The sequence below is a fragment of the Sphingomonas cremea genome (assembly GCF_021502585.1).
GTDB classification, from domain to species: domain Bacteria; phylum Pseudomonadota; class Alphaproteobacteria; order Sphingomonadales; family Sphingomonadaceae; genus Sphingomicrobium; species Sphingomicrobium cremea.
This window is the reverse complement of the sequence record NZ_JAKFGM010000003.1, coordinates 171,075-188,464: the sequence shown is the minus strand read 5'-3', so window position 1 is coordinate 188,464 and position 17,390 is coordinate 171,075. Positions and strand designations below refer to the sequence as shown.

The following is a 17,390-nucleotide window of genomic DNA, read 5'->3' as shown; positions in this document are numbered from 1 at the left end:
CTCTTCGACAAACGGCGCGCCAAATGGCTTGACGGGTGCCGCATGCGGCCTAGCGTCACGCCAAATTCAAATGAGGGGATATTCATGCGCCTGCTTTCTGCCGTTTTGCTCGCCACCGCTTCAACCGCTGCTGTCGCCGCGCCCGCCAAGCCCAACCTCACGGCGGCCCAGCGCGCCGCGACCCACGACATGTTTGAACATGTCATCAACATACCCACGGTCATCGGCCGCCACCGCACGCCTGAAATGGCGCAATATGTCGCCGACCAGTTCAAGGCCGCGGGCTTTCCCGCGGACGATGTGCACGTCATGCCCTATCACACCGGCAGCGCCACGACCGGGGAGGATGAAACCGCTGCGGTAATCGTTCGCTGGCGGGCGGCAGGCAAGCCGACCGGCCGACCGATCCTGTTGATGGGTCACATGGATGTGGTCGAAGCCAAGCGCGAAGACTCAACCACCGACCCGTTCGTCCTGACCGAGCGCGACGGCTATTATTATGGCCGCGGCACGATCGACATGAAGGACGGCATCGTCGGCATCACCCGCGCGATGATCGACCTGAAGGCCGCCGGCTTCAAACCGAAGCGCGACATCGTCGTCCTGTTTACCGGCGACGAGGAAACCAACGGCATCGGCGCCACCAAGGGCGCGTCCGAATGGCGCGAGTTGCTCGGCAATCCCGAATTTGGCCTCAACGCGGATGGCGGCGGCGGCGGCTTCGCGCCGGACGGGTCGATGGTCGGCTTCACCATGCAGACCGCGGAAAAGACTTTTGCCGGCTATACGCTGACCGTCCGCAACAAGGGCGGCCACTCGTCGAAGCCGCGCAAGGACAATGCGATCTACGAATTGTCCCACGCTCTCGACAAGATCGAGGCTTATCGCTTCACGCCAATGCTGAGCGAAACGACCCGCGCCTATTTCGCCGCCAGGGCGAAGATGGAGGGCGATAGCGCGCTCGGCCAAGCGATGCGCGCATGGCTGGCCAACCCCGAAGACGGGGCGGCGGCCGATGCCATCGAGGCCAGCGAGATCGAGGTGGGTCTGACCCGCACCCGCTGCGTCCCGACCCGCCTGTTTGCCGGCCACGCCGACAATGCGCTGCCGCAGCTGGCGACCGCAATGATCAATTGTCGCATCTTCCCCGGCGTCGATCCCAATGCCATCAAGGATGAGCTGCAACGCGTGGTCGCCGACCCTGAAGTGGTTGTGACCCGAAACGACGATTATGTCGCCTCGCTCGCCTCACCGCTGCGGCCCGACGTGACCAATGCCTACACCAAGGCAGTGCAGACGCTTCATCCGGGCATGCCGGTGTTTCCCGAAATGTCGACCGGGGCCAGCGACGCGCGACCGTTCCGGGTTGCCGGGATCCCGGTCTATGGCACCAACGGCGGCTGGGTGATCGTTCCGGTCGATTTTCGCGCCCACGGCAAGGACGAGCGGCTGCCGGTTCAGTCGCTTTACGACAATGTCGTTCATTGGCAGCTGATGCTGCGCGATCTGGCCGGCAAGTAAATTCTGGGAGTGAATACCATGCGCCATTTCGCTGCGATCCTGCTCGCCTGCCTTTCGACCGCCGCCGTCGCGGCTGTCGATCCCCGGACGGTGCCGACCAAGCTCGATCCCGCCTGGCAGGCAAAGACCCGCACATTGTTCGAGGAAGTGATCGAAATCCCGACGGTGCATAATCGCGGCGAAGTGCCGCGCATGGCCAAGTTGCTTGCCGACCGGTTCCGGGCGGCCGGAATCCCGGACGACGATATCAAGATCATGCCCTATGAGGCGCTGCCGGGAGACAAGACCGCGGCGCTGATCGTTCGTTGGCGCTCTGCCCATCCGACGAAAAAGCCGATGCTGGTCCTGGGTCATATGGATGTTGTCGAGGCCAAGCGCGAGGATTGGACATTCGACCCATTCGAATTCCGGGAGCAGGACGGCTATTTCCTCGGCCGGGGCGCGTCGGACATGAAGAACGGAATCGTCGCCACGACGACGGCCGTTCTGAAATTGAAGGCGGAAGGGTTCAAGCCCAGCCGCGACATCATCCTGTTCTACAGCGGCGACGAGGAAACCCGCGGCGTTGGCGCGACCTTGGGCGCGTCCGACTGGCGTAGCCTGACCGATGCCGAATTCGGCCTGAATGCCGATGGGGGCTGCGGCGCCTATGATCGCGACTTCAAGCCAATCGGCTGTGGTATTTCGGTGGCCGAGAAGACCTTCCAGACCTATTTCCTTACCACCCATAACCCCGGCGGGCACAGTTCGCGGCCGCGGCCGGACAATGCGATCTACGACCTCGCGGACGCCCTCGAGAAGCTGCGTGCGCACCGCTTCCAGCCCATGCAGAACCCCGCCAACCGAGGCTATTTCGAAGAACGGGCGAGGCAGGAGGGGGATAGCGCGCTGGGGCAGGCGATGCGCCGCTGGCTCGCCAACCCCGACGATGGCGCGGCGGCTGACGAGATCGAGGCCAATCCGCTTGAGGTTGGTCTGACCCGCACCCGCTGCGTTGCGACGATGCTGAAAGGGGGCCACGCCGACAATGCCCTTCCGCAGTCGGCGGAGGCGACCGTCAATTGCCGGATCATGCCCGGAGTCCAGCCGACCGATGTCCAGGCGGAGCTTCAGCAGCTGGTCGGTTCAAAGGTGGAGGTGAAGCCGGATCCCAATTACGTCGGATTACCCACCCCGGCGTCGCCGTTGCGGCCGGACGTGCTCAAGGCGGTCACCGCATCGATCCAGCGGTTCCACGGGCCGGCAATGCATGTCTTTCCGGTCATGTCGACTGGGGCGAGCGACGGCAGCTTCTTCCGGGCGAAGGGAATACCGGTCTACGACATCGATGGCAGCTGGGGCATATCGCCCGATGACGAGCGCGCCCACGGGCTCGACGAACGAATCCCGGTTCGCGCCATGTATGATGACGTGCTGCATTGGGAATCGGTGCTGAAGGCGCTCGCGGGTCCCAAGTAAGAAAAGGGCCGCCCCGGTAGCCCGGAGCGGCCCAAGCGGCCGGTTGCACTCGGTCGCCTAGTGCAGGATCGCATCCAATACTCGGCTGACGGCATAAGTCGTCGGATCGACCTGGTAGATGTAGTTCTGGTCGTAGACGTAGCGGCCATATGGATCGAGGCCGTACTGGCGCCTCAGATCGTAGGGAATCTGGTTGTAAGGGGTCCAGCCGGCGAAACCGCGGTCGAAGCGGTAGCCGACGCCATATAGCTTCTTGGCCTGGCCCGGCGGCAGACAGCCATTGTTCTTCTTGGCAAGGCCGGGCGGGCAGCCACCGGTGCCATAACCGACATGGCCGCCATGATTTGCATGATCGGGCTTGGCATAAGCCGGGGCGGTCGAAGCGAGCGCCGCGACGCCCGCAATGATGAGAAGCTGTTTCATGCCCGATACAATGCATGAATCCGCGTGAATGCTCCATGACCGGGCCGTTCACCTTGTTTTCCGCGCCTGCGAAAGGTTGCCCCGGCACGACTCCCGGTCTAGAGCGCGCGCCAAATCCACCGCCGCTTTTTCCGCGGCGGGGCTCACACGCTCAGCAAGGGGACCGGAACCTCAATGGCACGTAAGAAGATCGCGCTGATCGGCGCGGGGATGATCGGCGGAACGCTCGCCCATTTGGCAGCGAAGAAGGAAATGGGCGACATCGTCCTGTTCGACATCGCCGAAGGCATTCCGCAGGGCAAGGCACTTGACCTGTCGCAATGCGGCCCGATCGAAGGCTTCGACGCCAGCATCAAGGGCACCAATGATTATGCCGACATCGCCGGCGCCGATGTGGTGATCGTCACCGCCGGCGTGCCGCGCAAGCCGGGCATGAGCCGCGACGATCTGCTCGGCATCAACCTCGGCGTGATGAAGGCGGTGGGTGAGGGCATAAAGCAGCATTGCCCCGATGCCTTCGTCATCTGCATCACTAACCCGCTCGACGCGATGGTCTGGGCGCTGCGCGAATTCTCCGGCCTGCCGCACAACAAGGTGGTCGGCATGGCCGGCGTGCTCGACAGCGCGCGCTTCGCGACCTTCCTAGCCTGGGAATTCGGGGTCAGCGTCAAGGACGTGAACGCATTCGTGCTCGGCGGCCACGGCGATACGATGGTCCCGGTCACCAGCTACACCACAATTTCGGGCATTCCCGTCGACGACCTGGTCAAGATGGGCAAGTCGTCCAAGGCGCGCATCGACGAGATCGTCAAGCGCACCCGCGGCGGCGGCGGCGAGATCGTCGCGCTGCTGAAGACCGGCAGCGCCTATTACGCTCCCGCGACCAGCGCGATTGCGATGGCCGAAGCCTATCTCGGCGACCAGAAGCGCATCCTGCCCTGCGCGGTCTTTGTCGATGGCAAGTACGGCCTCGATGGCCTCTACGTTGGCGTTCCGACCGTGATCGGCGCGGGCGGCGTCGAGGAAGTGATCGAAATCGCCCTCGACGAGGAGGCGAAAGGCAATTTCCAGGTCAGCGTCGATGCGGTGAAGGAACTGCTGGTGGCGTGCAAGGCGATCGACGGCTCGCTGGCATGAGCATCCTCGTCAACAGGAACACCAAGGTCATCACGCAGGGGATGACCGGCGAGACCGGTACGTTCCATACGCAGCAGGCGCTGGCGTACGGGACGCAGATGGTCGGTGGCGTCACGCCCGGCAAGGGCGGCCGGACCCACATTGGCCTGCCGGTGTTCAACACGGTTCGCGAAGCGGTCGAGGCTACTGGCGCCGTCGCGTCGGTGATCTATGTTCCGCCGCCCTTCGCTGCGGACTCGATCTGCGAGGCGATAGACGCCGAAGTGCCGCTGATAGTCACCATCACCGAGGGCATTCCGGTGCTCGACATGGTCCGGGTGAAGCGCGCGCTCTCCGGCTCCAAGTCGCGGCTGATTGGGCCCAACTGCCCGGGCGTACTGACCCCCGACGAGTGCAAGATCGGCATTATGCCGGGCAACATCTTCAAAAAGGGCAGCGTCGGCGTGGTCTCGCGCTCAGGCACCCTGACCTATGAAGCGGTGTTCCAGACGACCAACGAGGGTCTCGGCCAGACCACCGCGGTCGGAATTGGCGGCGATCCGGTCAACGGCACCAACTTCATCGACGTGCTCGAGCTGTTCCTGGCCGACGACGAGACGAAGTCGATCATCATGATCGGCGAGATTGGCGGCAGCGCCGAAGAAGACGCCGCACAGTTCATCGCTGACGAGGCGAAGCGCGGCCGCAAGAAGCCGATGGTCGGCTTCATCGCCGGCAGGACTGCCCCTCCGGGACGGCGCATGGGTCATGCCGGAGCGATTGTCTCGGGCGGCAAGGGCGGAGCCGAAGACAAGATCGCGGCGATGGAGGCGGCTGGAATCCGCGTCGCTGAGAGCCCATCTGAGTTGGGCACTACCCTCACGGAGCTGCTGAAAGGCTGACGTACCACATGGATTCGATGTCGATCGACCGCGAGCAGGGCCCAAGCTGGGCACGGCCGAACTGGCCGTTGACCGAACTCGACCCCGTAAACCTTGGCCTCGATCCGACCGAAGCGACGATTGAGAAGATCGCGGAAAAGGCGAAAGCGACGATCGCCGCCACCGGCGTCACCGACGAAGCTGCCATCCGCCGCGCTGCCGACGACAGCATCCGGGCGATGATGCTGATCCGCACCTATCGGGTGCGTGGGCATCTTGCCGCCAATCTCGATCCGCTCGGCCTCACCCAGCGCGAACTGCCGGCCGACCTTACGCCGGCCTATCACGGCTTCACCGAGGCCGACCTGGATCGGAAGATCTACCTCGCCGGCACCTTGGGCTTCGAATATGCCTCAGTGCGCCAGATCCTTCCGGTGCTGCAGGCCAATTACTGCGGGCCCGTCGGCCTTGAATATATGCACATCAACGACCTGGAGGAGCGCCGCTTCCTTCAGGACCGGATGGAGGGCAAGGACGCCGCAATTCACTTCACACCGGAGGGCAAGCGCTCGATCCTGGAGAAGGTCATCCACGGCGAGCAGTGGGAAAAATTCCTTGCCAGGAAATATGTCGGCACCAAGCGGTTCGGGCTCGACGGCGGCGAAAGCGCCATCCCGGCGCTGGAAGCGGTGATCAAGTACGGCGGCCAATATGGCGTCAAGGAGATCGCCATCGGCATGGCCCACCGCGGGCGCTTGAACGTCCTCTCCAACGTGATGGGCAAGCCATATCGCGCCATCTTCCACGAATTTGCGGGCGGTGCGACCAACCCGGCCGACGTCGGCGGATCGGGCGACGTCAAATATCACCTCGGCACGTCGACCGACCGGGAGTTCGACGGCAACAAGGTGCACCTGTCGCTGCTGCCCAACCCATCGCACCTCGAGGCGGTCGATCCGGTCGTGCTGGGCAAGGTCCGCGCAGTCCAGACCTGCAAGGGCGATGTCGAGGGCGATACCGCCCTGCCGTTGCTGCTGCATGGCGACGCCGCCTTCGCCGGGCAGGGAATCGTCGCCGAATGTTTCGGCTTCTCAGGCCTGCCCGGATACGAGACCGGCGGGACGATCCATTTCGTCATCAACAACCAGGTCGGCTTCACGACCTCGCCGCAGTTCGCGCGCTCCTCGCCTTATCCGTCGGACATCGCCAAGTCGGTCCAGGCGCCGATCCTGCACGTTAACGGCGACGATCCGGAGGCGGTCACTTTCTGCTGCAAGCTGGCGATTGAGTTCCGCCAGGCGTTCAACCGCGACATCGTCATCGACATGTGGTGCTATCGCCGGTTCGGCCATAACGAAGGCGACGAGCCGAGCTTCACCCAGCCGCTGATGTATGCGGCGATCAAGCAGCACCCGCCTGTAAGCCAGCTTTATGGCGCGCGGCTCATCGCCGAGGGCGTGGTCGACCAGCAGTGGATCGACGACGCCACTGCCGCCTTCGTCCAGCATCTCGAGACCGAGTTTCAGGCGGGCGCCAGTTACCTCCCCAACAAGGCCGACTGGTTCTCCGGCCGTTGGGAAGGGCTCGGAATTCCGGGCGAGCCAGTTGACGCGCGCCGCAACGTCAACACCGCCATCCCGGAAGACCAATATTCCCGGCTGTCGCAGCTGCTGACTACGGTTCCCGAAGGCTTCAACGTGCACAAGACGCTGGCCCGCATCCTCGAGGCCAAGAAAAAGGCGCTCGACGAGGGTCAGGGGATCGACTGGGCGACGGCCGAGGCGCTGGCCTATGGCAGCATGGTCGAGGAGGATTACCGCGTACGCCTCTCGGGCCAGGACAGCGGCCGCGGCACGTTCAGCCAGCGCCATGCGGTGTGGACGGATCAGGCGACCGGCGAGAAATATGTTCCGCTAAGCACCAAGCGCGACGCCGCCGGGCAGCCCTGGTTCGAAGTGCTCGACAGCCCGCTGAGCGAATTCGGCGTGCTCGGCTTCGAATATGGCTATTCGCAGGCCGATCCGCGCGCGCTGGTGCTGTGGGAAGCACAGTTCGGCGACTTCGCCAACGGCGCGCAGACGATCATGGACCAATTCATTGCCGCCGGTGAGGCCAAGTGGCTGCGCGCCAGCGGACTCGTGCTGCTGCTGCCGCACGGCTTTGAAGGACAGGGCCCGGAGCACTCGTCTGCGCGGCTCGAACGCTATCTGCAGCTTTGCGCCGAGGATAATATCCAGGTCGCCAACTGCACCACGCCGGCGCAATATTTCCACATTCTTCGCCGCCAGATGCTGCGCGATTTCCGCAAGCCCCTGATCATGATGACGCCCAAGTCGCTGCTGCGGCACAAGCTGGCGGTGTCGACCAAGGACGATTTCATTGGCGAGGGCCACTTCCATCGCATCCTTAGCGACCTGAATCCCCCGGCGGCTGGCGAGACGCGGCGGGCGGTGCTTTGTTCGGGCAAGCTCAGTTACGAGCTGATGGAAGCGCGCGATGCAGCAGGTGACCAGACAACCGAGATCATCCGCATCGAACAGCTCTATCCCTTCCCGTCGGAGCCTTTGGTCAGTCGGCTGAGGGCCATGCCCAGGCTCGAAGAGCTGGTCTGGGCGCAGGAAGAGCCGAAGAACAATGGAGCCTGGCACTTCGTCGAGGACGAGCTGGAAGATTGCCTGGCCGCGGCGGGCCATGCCGGGATGCGTGCCCGCTACGCCGGCCGCGCCTCGTCCGCTTCGCCGGCGACCGGCCTTGCCAAGCGCCACGCCGCCGAACAGGCGGCCTTGATTGCCGACGCGCTGGGGCATAGCAGCCGCAACGCGCAAACCGCACAAGCCAGTTAAGGAAAGAAACCGCGACTCATGGCCACCGATGTGAAGGTCCCGACGCTGGGCGAATCGATCACCGAGGCGACCATCGGCCAGTGGCTGAAGAAGCCCGGCGAAGCGGTCGCCGTGGACGAACCGATCGCTAGCCTCGAAACCGACAAGGTGTCGGTGGAGTTACCCTCGCCGGTCGCGGGCACGCTCTCGGAACAGCTTTTCGCGGAGGGCGACACGGTCGAAGTCGGCGCGGTCATCGCCCGCATCGGTGAAGGTGTCGCTACCGCGGCGCCGTCAGCGCCCGCCGCCGGGGCGAAGACGGGCGACGGGCAGACTGTGGTTGCCGGAACTCCGGTCAATCCTGTCGGCGCCGGCGAGAACCCGGCGCTGCGTGAAGATCATGAGGCGGCTCCGGCCGAGCATGCCGACCTGACCCTGTCGCCGGCGGTCCGCCGCGCGGTTCTGGAGCTTCATGTCGACCCGTCGAAGATCCACGGGACCGGCAAGGACGGCCGGATCACCAAGGACGACGTGCTGCTGGCGGCGAAGGCGAAAGAAGGCGCGCCGGCGCCGGTGCATGAGCCCGAGGTGAAGGCGCCAATTGCTGCCGCCGCACCAGCCGCTCAGCCCGCCAGGATCACCGGTGAGCGTCATGAAGAGCGGGTCAAGATGACCCGCCTCCGCCAGACCATCGCGACCCGCCTCAAGGAAGCGCAGAACACCGCTGCGCTGCTCACGACCTTCAACGACGTCGACATGTCGGCGGTGATCGACGCGCGGGCCCGCTACAAGGACCCGTTCGAGAAGAAGCACGGCATCCGCCTTGGCTTCATGGGCTTTTTCGTAAAGGCCGTGGCGCTCGCGGCGCGCGACGTGCCCTCCGTCAACGCCCGGATCGAGGGCGACGAGATCGTCTATCACGATTATCTCGACGTCTCGGTCGCGGTGTCCGCGCCCAAGGGGCTGGTGGTGCCCGTCGTCCGCAACGCGGAAAGCATGAGCTTCGCCAAAATCGAGCAGGCAATCGCCGCGTTCGGCAAGAAGGCCAAGGACGGCACGCTGACCGCCGAAGACATGAAGGGCGGCACCTTCACCATCTCCAACGGCGGCGTGTTCGGCAGCCTGCTTTCGACCCCGATCATCAACCCGCCGCAGTCGGCGGTGCTCGGAATGCATCGCATCGAGGAGCGGCCGGTGGTCAAGGACGGGCAGATCGTCGCTCGCCCGATGATGTATCTGGCGCTCTCTTACGATCACCGCCTGATCGACGGCCGCGAAGCGGTCACCTTCCTCGTCCGCGTCAAGGAAGCGATCGAGGACCCGACCCGCCTGTTGATTGACCTCTAAGGAAATTTGAGAATGGCCGAGTTCGACTACGACGTAATCGTCATTGGCTCCGGTCCCGGCGGCTATGTCGCCGCGATCCGCGCGGCACAGCTCGGCCTTAAGACCGCCTGCGCCGAGGGGCGCGAGACGCTGGGCGGGACCTGCCTCAACGTCGGCTGCATCCCGTCCAAGGCGATGCTCCACGCGTCGGAATATTTTGACGCCGCGGCCAATGGCTCCTTCGCCAAGCTCGGCATCAAGGTGAAGCCGGAGCTCGATCTCGACACGATGCACGGGCAGCGCAAGGACGCGGTCAAGCAGCTGACCGGCGGCATCGAATTCCTATTCAAGAAAAACAAGGTCGAGTGGCTGAAGGACTACGCCACCTTCACCGGCGCCAACACGGTCAAAGTTGGCGACCGCACCATCACCGGAAAGAACATCGTCATCGCCACCGGCTCGTCCGTCATCCAACTGCCCGGTGTCGAGATTGACCAGAAAGTCGTGGTCGACAGCACCGGCGCGCTCGAGCTGCCCAAGGTGCCTCAGCATATGGTCGTGATCGGCGCCGGCGTGATCGGGCTGGAGCTTGGCTCGGTCTGGCGGCGACTTGGAGCCAAGGTCACCTGCGTCGAATTCCTCGACCAGATCCTGCCCGGCTTCGACGGCGACGTCCGCAAGGAATGCAACAAGATCTTCAAGAAGCAGGGGATCGAGTTCAGGCTTTCGACCAAGGTCACCGGCGTGAAGGTCAACGGCGGCAAGGCCACGCTGACACTTGAACCCGCCAAGGGCGGCGCGGTTGAGACGATCGAGGCGGATTGCGTGCTGGTATCGATCGGCCGCCGCCCGAACACTGAGGGACTTGGCCTCGACAAGATTGGCCTTACTCCCAACAATCGTGGCCAGATCGAAACCGATCATGAATTCCGCACTTCGGTGCCGGGCATATGGGCAATCGGCGATGTCATCCCCGGGCCGATGCTCGCCCATAAGGCTGAGGATGAAGGGATCGCGGTCGCCGAAAATATCGCCGGCCTGACGGGCATCGTGAATCACGAAGTGATCCCAAGCGTCGTCTACACCATGCCCGAGGTTGCCGGCGTGGGCCTGACCGAGGAGCAGGCCAAGGAGCGCGGCGAGGTCAAGGTCGGCAAATTCCCGATGCTTGCCAACAGCCGCGCCAAGACGAATCATGAGCCCGATGGCTTCGTGAAGGTCATCTCGGATGCGAAGTCGGATCGCGTGCTCGGTGTCTGGTGCATCGCATCGGTCGCGGGCACGATGATCGCCCAGGCCGCGCAGGCGATGGAATTCGGCGCCACGTCCGAAGACATCGCCTACACCTGCCACGCCCACCCGACCCATTCCGAAGCGCTTAAGGAAGCGGCGATGGCGGTGACCGGAAAGCCGATCCATATCTAAGCAGGCGCACAGGGATTAACCCTAATTATATAAAAATCATGACGTGCGGCGGACGCCCCGCTAGCAGAATGGCATTGCCGATTCGTCGCCGGCGGCAGGGGCATTGCCGATACCGGATAGACCTTCGTTTCGGCGTGTAACCGGGAGAGTGGGATGGGGGCTGTTCGTTCGAGGCTTCGCCGCTGGCACGTGTGGCTAGGCTGGCTGGTCGGTTTGCCAATGTTGTTTTGGACCGTGTCGGGCCTGGTGATGGTTGCCAAGCCGATCGACGAGGTGCGCGGCACCGACCTGATCGCGCCGTCGAAGCTCATTTCGCTAGCAACGCCGCCCATCGCACCTCGGATCGAGGGCCGGCAAGTCGCCTCGCTGTCGCTGAAGTCGCTGGCTGCCGGCCCGCGCTGGCAGATTGAATTCGCCGACGGCGGTAGCCGCCTGGCCGATCCCGCGACCGGGCAATTGCTGCCGCCGCTCGGTGCGGCCGATGCCGCCCGCGAGGTAATGGCGCGCTACACTGGAACCGCGAAAGTGGTTGAAACCAGCCGGGTCGCCGCCGACAGCCCGCCGCTCGAGCTTCGCCGCGCAATGGACGGTTGGCGCGTCCGGATGAGCGACGATACCCATTTCTATCTGGACGGTGGTTCGGGCGAGATCGTCGCCAAGCGGACCCGCTGGTGGCGCCTCTACGACCTGATGTGGGGCCTGCACATCATGGACTTGCAGGGGCGGGAAGAGACCAGCAATCCATGGGTCGTGACCTTCGCGGCCCTGTCGCTTGGAATGGTACTATTGGCACTGACCTTGCTGCCGATGACCATCCGCCGCCGAAACGGCAAAAACGGCAACGGCAACGGCAACGGCAACGGCAACGGCAACGGGAAAGGGAAAGGCGTCAGCTCCAGCTGAGCCAGCGCGCCAGCCAGCCCCGGTCTTCCTCGCTAAGCCGCGGGGCGGCTGCCGGCGGCGGGCATTCAAGGCAACGTACCTGGATCGTCGGGCCTGAAAGGATCGACCGCACTTCCGAGATGGCCCGGGCTAACAGGCCCTCCGGCGCCGGCGCGAGCGTTGCAAACGCATCGGAGGGCGGAGATTCGTTGGACTCTCCTTCGTCAGCGATGGCCGCCATCAACGTATCGCCGAATGCGGGTTCCTTCTCCAGATAGGTGAGGCCTCGCTCGCCCTTGCCCAGCTTGGCGAGTTCGGCTGCTTTGGCCACGGCCTCGTCCATCCCGCCGAAGCCGTCGACCAGCCCAAGTTGCCGCGCCGTTCCGCCGTCCCAAACGCGACCCTGGGCGATGCGGTCGACTTCGGCCGGGGTCTTGTGCCGTGCCGCGGCTACGATACCCAGGAATTTGCGGTAAACCTGATCGACTCCGGCCTGGATCAGGGCATCGGCTGCATCGGACGGTCCCTTCAGCAGGTCGGGCTCGCCCGAAAGGGGAGTGGTCTTGATGCCGTCTGCGCCGATGCCGAGCTTGGCAAGCGTGCCCTCGAAGCTCGGCAGGACGCCGAATACGCCGATCGATCCGGTGATGGTCGACGGCTCGGCGAAGATGAAGTCGCCCGGAGTCGAAACCCAATAACCTCCCGAGGCGGCGACGCTGCCCATCGAGACGACTACCGGAATCTTCTGCTCCTTGGCTGACAGCAGGGCCTGCCGGATCCGTTCAGAAGCCATTACTGAGCCGCCTGGGCTGTCGACACGCACGACCAGCGCCTTCAGGTTATTCTTGGCCAGCCCCTTTTCGATGATGCGCGCAATGGTCTCACCGCCGGCGCGACCGGCGCGGGCCTTGCCGTCAACGATTTCGCCGGCGATCGTGACCACGCCGATCGGTCCTTCCTGGATATCGACCGCCTGCTCCTCATATGCATGCAGCCTGATCCGCTTGTAGCCGTGGGTGCTGTCCGCATCCTCGCCGCCAAGTTCCGCCAGCCGTGCCTCATACGCTCGACGCTCGCCGATCTTGTCGATCAGCTTTAGGTCGACCGCCGCCTTGGCAAGGTCGCCATTAGCGGCCTTGGTTACTCCAACCGGATCGGACAGCAGGCGATTGAGCCCCGCTACCGCGGCCGGGCGACCGCGGCCGATATCTTCACGCCAGGTCTCGAGCAGCGCGTCGCCCAGCGCCTGCGCGTTCTCGCGCGCTTCGGGTGACATGTCGTTGCGAATGAACGGTTCGACCGCGGACTTGTAAGTGCCGACCCGATAAATATTCGCCGTCACCCCAAGTTTGTCGAGTAATCCCTTGAAATAAAGGTTATTTCCTCCTGGACCTGTGACTGCAATCGCGCCCATCGCCGGCATCCAGATTTCGGAGGCATGGGCGGCAAGCTGGTAGCGGTCGTCGGTGTAACCGGTGGCGAAGGCAAGGACCGGCTTACCGCTTTTCTTCACCTCGTCGAGCTTTTCACCGAGCGCTGCCAGCGCCGGCTGTCCGCCGCCAAGGAAGCCGTCGAGATCGAGCGCGATGGCCTTCACCCGGTCATCGTCCTTGGCGGTGTCGAGCGCGGCGACGAGGTCCTTCAATTCGAATTCGCGAGTGATGTTTCCGGCGCCGGCGAGGACCGAGACCGGGTCAGGCCGTTCCGCCTGCTCCACCAGGACACCGTCAAGGTCCATGGCCAGGACACCGTCGCCGATTACGGCCGGACGGGCCGAGAGCGCCGCGTAGAGCAGTCCGAAGAACATCAGCATGAACAGCAGGACCAACATGTCCTTGATGCCCACCAGCAGCTTCCAGATGGCCTTTACGAACCGCATCTTGCCGTCACTCCTCGCAACTCATTGCGTCCCGCCTAGAGCAGAATGGCGAAGCGGCCCAAGGATTTTCGACCGGAGGCTGTGGCGCAAAATGGCAAAACTGCTAACCGGCTGCCCATGCAAGCCGCAATCGCCTCCGCAAGTAGCAGTCGTCCGTGGCGCGATGAGCTCCGGGCCACGCTGAGTCTTGCCTGGCCGATGATGCTGGCCAACCTCACGATGCAGCTCATCCAGGCGACGGACGTGATCCTTTTAGGCTGGCTTGGGCCGACGGAGCTCGCCGCGGCCGCCCTGGCGCTCAGCCTTTCATTCGGGATGATATTGTTCGCCCTGGGCGTACTCACCGCCTCTTCACCGATGATTGCATCGGCGCTGGGCGCGCGGTTCAATTCCGTCCGCGACGTCCGGCGGACATTTCGCCAGTCTCTATGGGCTGCTGTGATGATGACCGTTCCGACGTTGATCGTATTATGGAACGCCGAACCGATCATCCTGGCCTTTGGACAGGAACCCGAGCTCGCCCGGCTCGCCGCCTGGTTCCTTAAGGGCTATATGTGGGTGATCCCGCCCTGGATGCTGTTCCAGGTGATGCGCAACTTCGTTTCCGCCATGGAGCGCCCGGGCTGGGTGCTGATCATCAGTTCGGCAGGAATTCCGCTTAACGGCCTTGTGAGCTGGTCATTGATCTTCGGCCATTTCGGGTTGCCGGCACTTGGGTTGATCGGCGGCGGCATTGGCAGCTCGATCGTTTGGACGGCTATGGCGCTGGCGTTGGCCATCGTCATCCTGACGGACCGGCAGTTCCGCCGATTCCATCTGTTCGGCCGCTTCTGGAGGCCGGATTGGCGGCGCTTCCGCCAATTGTTCCTGCTCGGCGGTCCGATCGGCCTGACGATGGGGTTCGAAGGGGGCGTATTCAGTGCGGCCGCCTATCTGATGGGCCTGTTTGGCGCGCCGTCGGTCGCCGCTCACCAAATTGCACTACAGATCGCAGCGACGACCTTCATGGTTCCGCTCGCGCTTGGCCAGGCCGCCACGGTGCGGGTCGGACTGGCCTATGGGCGGGGCGACCGCGATGGAATAACGCTGGCTGGCTGGACCGCATTCGGGCTGGGCACCGTTTTCATGACGGTAATGGCGGCGCTGATGTACGTGTTTCCGCGCGACCTCATCACTCTGTTCCTCGACGACACGCCGGGCAATGCCGCGGTCATTTCGCTGGGGGTTTCCTTCCTGCTGGTCGCCGCGCTGTTCCAGGTCGTCGACGGAGCGCAAGTAGTTGGCGCAGGCATGCTCAGGGGCCTCCACGACGCGCGCGTGCCGATGGTCTTCGCCCTGTTCGGCTATTGGGCCATCGGATTGGGGGTCGGTGTTGCGCTGGCCTTTGCAATGGACTGGCGCGGCATCGGCATCTGGACTGGCCTCGCCGCCGGTCTCGGCGTTGTCGCGATCCTGATGATCTGGCGCTGGACGCGGCGCGAAACACTTGGACTGATCCACGCCTCCGCGTGACGATATCGTGATCGCAGGTGTTGACGTGTAGGAACCTCCGACCCATATGCGCGGCATCGCTGGCACTCTTGTTATAGGAGTGCCAAGTGCAACTGCAATTTTTGGAAGCAAAAGGGTCAAGCAACATGGGTTTCAGGCCGCTTCATGATCGTGTCCTCGTCCGTCGGGTCGAGGCCGAAGAGAAGACCGCGGGCGGGATCATCATCCCCGACTCCGCCAAGGAAAAGCCGCAGGAAGGCGAAGTCGTCGCCGTCGGTTCGGGCGCTCGCTCGGACGAAGGCAAGGTGACGCCGCTCGACGTCAAGGCTGGCGATCGCATCCTGTTCGGCAAATGGTCCGGCACAGAGGTGAAGATCTCCGGTGAAGACCTGATCATCATGAAGGAAAGCGACATCCTCGGGATCGTCGGCTGACCTTTGGGCCGGGCGCTTAACTTCACGAAAATGGCGCCTGTCTCCATGAAATTAGTGAACTTAAAATCGGAAAGGGTAGCCAGATGGCAGCCAAGGACGTGAAATTCTCGCGCGACGCGCGCGAGCGGATTCTGAAGGGCGTCGACATCCTCGCCGACGCCGTCAAGGTGACGCTGGGCCCCAAGGGCCGCAACGTCGTCCTCGACAAGAGCTACGGCGCACCGCGCATCACCAAGGACGGCGTCACTGTCGCCAAGGAAATCGAGCTTAAGGATAAGTTCGAGAATATGGGCGCGCAGATGCTGCGTGAGGTCGCTTCGAAGACCAACGACATTGCCGGTGACGGCACGACCACCGCGACCGTGCTCGCCCAGGCGATTGTCCGCGAAGGCATGAAGTCGGTTGCGGCCGGCATGAACCCGATGGACCTGAAGCGCGGCATCGATATCGCCGTCTCGAAGGTCGTCGAGGACCTCAAGAAGCGCTCCAAGCCGGTCTCCGGTTCGAACGAGATCAGCCAGGTTGGCGTGATTTCGGCCAACGGCGACACCGTTGTCGGCGAGAAGATCGCCGAGGCGATGGAGAAGGTCGGCAAGGAAGGCGTCATCACCGTCGAGGAAGCCAAGGGACTCGAGTTCGAGCTGGACGTCGTCGAAGGCATGCAGTTCGACCGCGGCTACCTGTCGCCTTACTTCATCACCAATCCGGAGAAGATGTCGGTCGAACTGGCCGATCCCTACATCCTGATTCACGAGAAGAAGCTCAGCAACCTGCAGGCGATGCTCCCGATCCTGGAAGCAGTCGTGCAGTCGGGTCGTCCGCTGCTGATCATCGCCGAGGACATCGAGGGCGAGGCCCTGGCCACGCTCGTCGTCAACAAGCTGCGCGGCGGCCTCAAGGTCGCTGCGGTAAAGGCGCCCGGCTTCGGCGATCGCCGCAAGGCGATGCTTGAGGATATCGCGATCCTGACGGGTGGCGAGATGATCTCCGAGGATCTCGGCATCAAGCTGGAGAACGTCACGGTTGGCATGCTCGGCACCGCCAAGCGTGTCACCATCGACAAGGACAACACGACCCTTGTCGACGGCGCCGGCACGCATGATGCGATCAAGGCCCGCACCGAGGCGATCCGCCAGCAGATCGAGAACACCACCAGCGACTATGACCGTGAGAAGCTCCAGGAGCGTCTCGCCAAGCTCGCCGGCGGCGTTGCCGTGATTAAGGTCGGCGGTGCGTCCGAGGTCGAGGTCAAGGAGCGCAAGGACCGCGTCGACGACGCTCTCCACGCGACCCGCGCTGCGGTCGAAGAGGGCATCGTCCCTGGCGGCGGCACTGCCTTGCTTTACGCGACCAAGGCGCTCGAGGGTTTGAAGGGCGTCAACGACGACCAGACCCGCGGCATCGATATCGTCCGCAAGGCGCTCTACTCGCCGGTACGCCAGATTGCCCAGAACGCCGGCCATGACGGCGCGGTGATCTCGGGCAAGCTGCTCGAAGGCAAGGACGAGAAGCTCGGCTTCAACGCCCAGACCGAGGTCTATGAGGACTTGGTCAAGGCCGGCGTGATCGACCCGACCAAGGTCGTTCGCACCGCGCTACAGGACGCCGCGTCGGTCGCGGGCCTGCTGATCACCACCGAAGCGGCGGTCAGCGAAATGCCCGAAGACAAGCCGGCGATGTCGATGGGCGGCGGCGGAATGGGCGGTATGGGTGGAATGGACTTCTAAGCCCA

13 protein-coding genes are annotated in these 17,390 nt (G+C 63.8%); 11 read left to right on the top strand and 2 right to left on the bottom strand.

The window, feature by feature from the left end; all coding sequences use genetic code 11:
- Nucleotides 1-84 precede the first annotated feature (84 nt).
- Both LVY65_RS11155 and LVY65_RS11150 read left to right on the top strand, forming a co-directional pair.
- Nucleotides 85-1,521 carry a M20/M25/M40 family metallo-hydrolase gene (locus LVY65_RS11155; protein WP_235068320.1) on the top strand — a complete coding sequence of 479 codons (1,437 nt, stop codon included), beginning with the start codon at nt 85-87 and terminating at the stop codon, nt 1,519-1,521.
- An 18-nt stretch (nt 1,522-1,539) separates the two neighbouring features.
- Nucleotides 1,540-2,979 (top strand): M20/M25/M40 family metallo-hydrolase, encoded by a 1,440-nt coding sequence (locus tag LVY65_RS11150; RefSeq protein ID WP_235068319.1) that lies wholly within the window; start codon nt 1,540-1,542, stop codon nt 2,977-2,979.
- A 57-nt stretch (nt 2,980-3,036) separates the two neighbouring features.
- Here the strand turns inward: LVY65_RS11150 and LVY65_RS11145 are convergent, their stop codons facing one another.
- Nucleotides 3,037-3,402 (bottom strand): hypothetical protein, encoded by a 366-nt coding sequence (locus LVY65_RS11145; RefSeq protein WP_235068318.1) that lies wholly within the window; start codon nt 3,400-3,402, stop codon nt 3,037-3,039.
- Between the two features lie 174 nt (nt 3,403-3,576).
- Between LVY65_RS11145 and mdh the strand changes: the two genes are divergently transcribed.
- The 6 genes from mdh to LVY65_RS11115 all read left to right on the top strand — a co-directional run bounded on the left by mdh (nt 3,577) and on the right by LVY65_RS11115 (nt 11,875).
- On the top strand, nt 3,577-4,539 hold the full coding sequence (mdh, locus tag LVY65_RS11140) for a malate dehydrogenase (protein WP_235068317.1): 963 nt from the start codon (nt 3,577-3,579) through the stop codon (nt 4,537-4,539).
- Nucleotides 4,536-5,420 carry a succinate--CoA ligase subunit alpha gene (sucD, locus tag LVY65_RS11135; protein WP_235068315.1) on the top strand — a complete coding sequence of 295 codons (885 nt, stop codon included), beginning with the start codon at nt 4,536-4,538 and terminating at the stop codon, nt 5,418-5,420. Before mdh ends, sucD begins: the two co-directional genes overlap by 4 nt.
- 8 nt (nt 5,421-5,428) lie before the next feature.
- Nucleotides 5,429-8,242 (top strand): 2-oxoglutarate dehydrogenase E1 component, encoded by a 2,814-nt coding sequence (locus LVY65_RS11130; RefSeq protein ID WP_235068314.1) that lies wholly within the window; start codon nt 5,429-5,431, stop codon nt 8,240-8,242.
- An 18-nt stretch (nt 8,243-8,260) separates the two neighbouring features.
- The gene (gene odhB / locus LVY65_RS11125) at nt 8,261-9,568 is read left to right on the top strand and encodes a 2-oxoglutarate dehydrogenase complex dihydrolipoyllysine-residue succinyltransferase (protein WP_235068313.1); all 1,308 of its coding nucleotides are present in this window, start codon (nt 8,261-8,263) and stop codon (nt 9,566-9,568) included.
- Between the two features lie 12 nt (nt 9,569-9,580).
- Nucleotides 9,581-10,972, top strand: coding sequence for a dihydrolipoyl dehydrogenase (lpdA, locus tag LVY65_RS11120; RefSeq protein WP_235068312.1), 1,392 nt, complete (start codon nt 9,581-9,583; stop codon nt 10,970-10,972).
- 153 nt (nt 10,973-11,125) lie between these two features.
- The gene (locus LVY65_RS11115) at nt 11,126-11,875 is read left to right on the top strand and encodes a PepSY domain-containing protein (RefSeq protein ID WP_268828742.1); all 750 of its coding nucleotides are present in this window, start codon (nt 11,126-11,128) and stop codon (nt 11,873-11,875) included.
- Here the strand turns inward: LVY65_RS11115 and sppA are convergent.
- Nucleotides 11,862-13,733 (bottom strand): signal peptide peptidase SppA, encoded by a 1,872-nt coding sequence (sppA, locus tag LVY65_RS11110; protein WP_235068310.1) that lies wholly within the window; start codon nt 13,731-13,733, stop codon nt 11,862-11,864. The genes LVY65_RS11115 and sppA overlap by 14 nt on opposite strands.
- Before the next feature lie 117 nt (nt 13,734-13,850).
- On the opposite strand from sppA, the gene LVY65_RS11105 reads away from it, so the two are divergent.
- The 3 genes from LVY65_RS11105 (at nt 13,851) to groL (ending at nt 17,385) form a co-directional block, all read left to right on the top strand.
- Nucleotides 13,851-15,245, top strand: a complete 1,395-nt coding sequence (locus LVY65_RS11105; RefSeq protein ID WP_235068309.1) for an MATE family efflux transporter — start codon at nt 13,851-13,853, stop codon at nt 15,243-15,245.
- A 125-nt stretch (nt 15,246-15,370) separates the two neighbouring features.
- Nucleotides 15,371-15,658 (top strand): co-chaperone GroES, encoded by a 288-nt coding sequence (gene groES / locus LVY65_RS11100; RefSeq protein ID WP_235068307.1) that lies wholly within the window; start codon nt 15,371-15,373, stop codon nt 15,656-15,658.
- 83 nt (nt 15,659-15,741) lie between these two features.
- Nucleotides 15,742-17,385, top strand: coding sequence for a chaperonin GroEL (gene groL, locus LVY65_RS11095; RefSeq protein ID WP_235068305.1), 1,644 nt, complete (start codon nt 15,742-15,744; stop codon nt 17,383-17,385).
- The last annotated feature ends 5 nt before the right edge of the window (nt 17,386-17,390 follow it).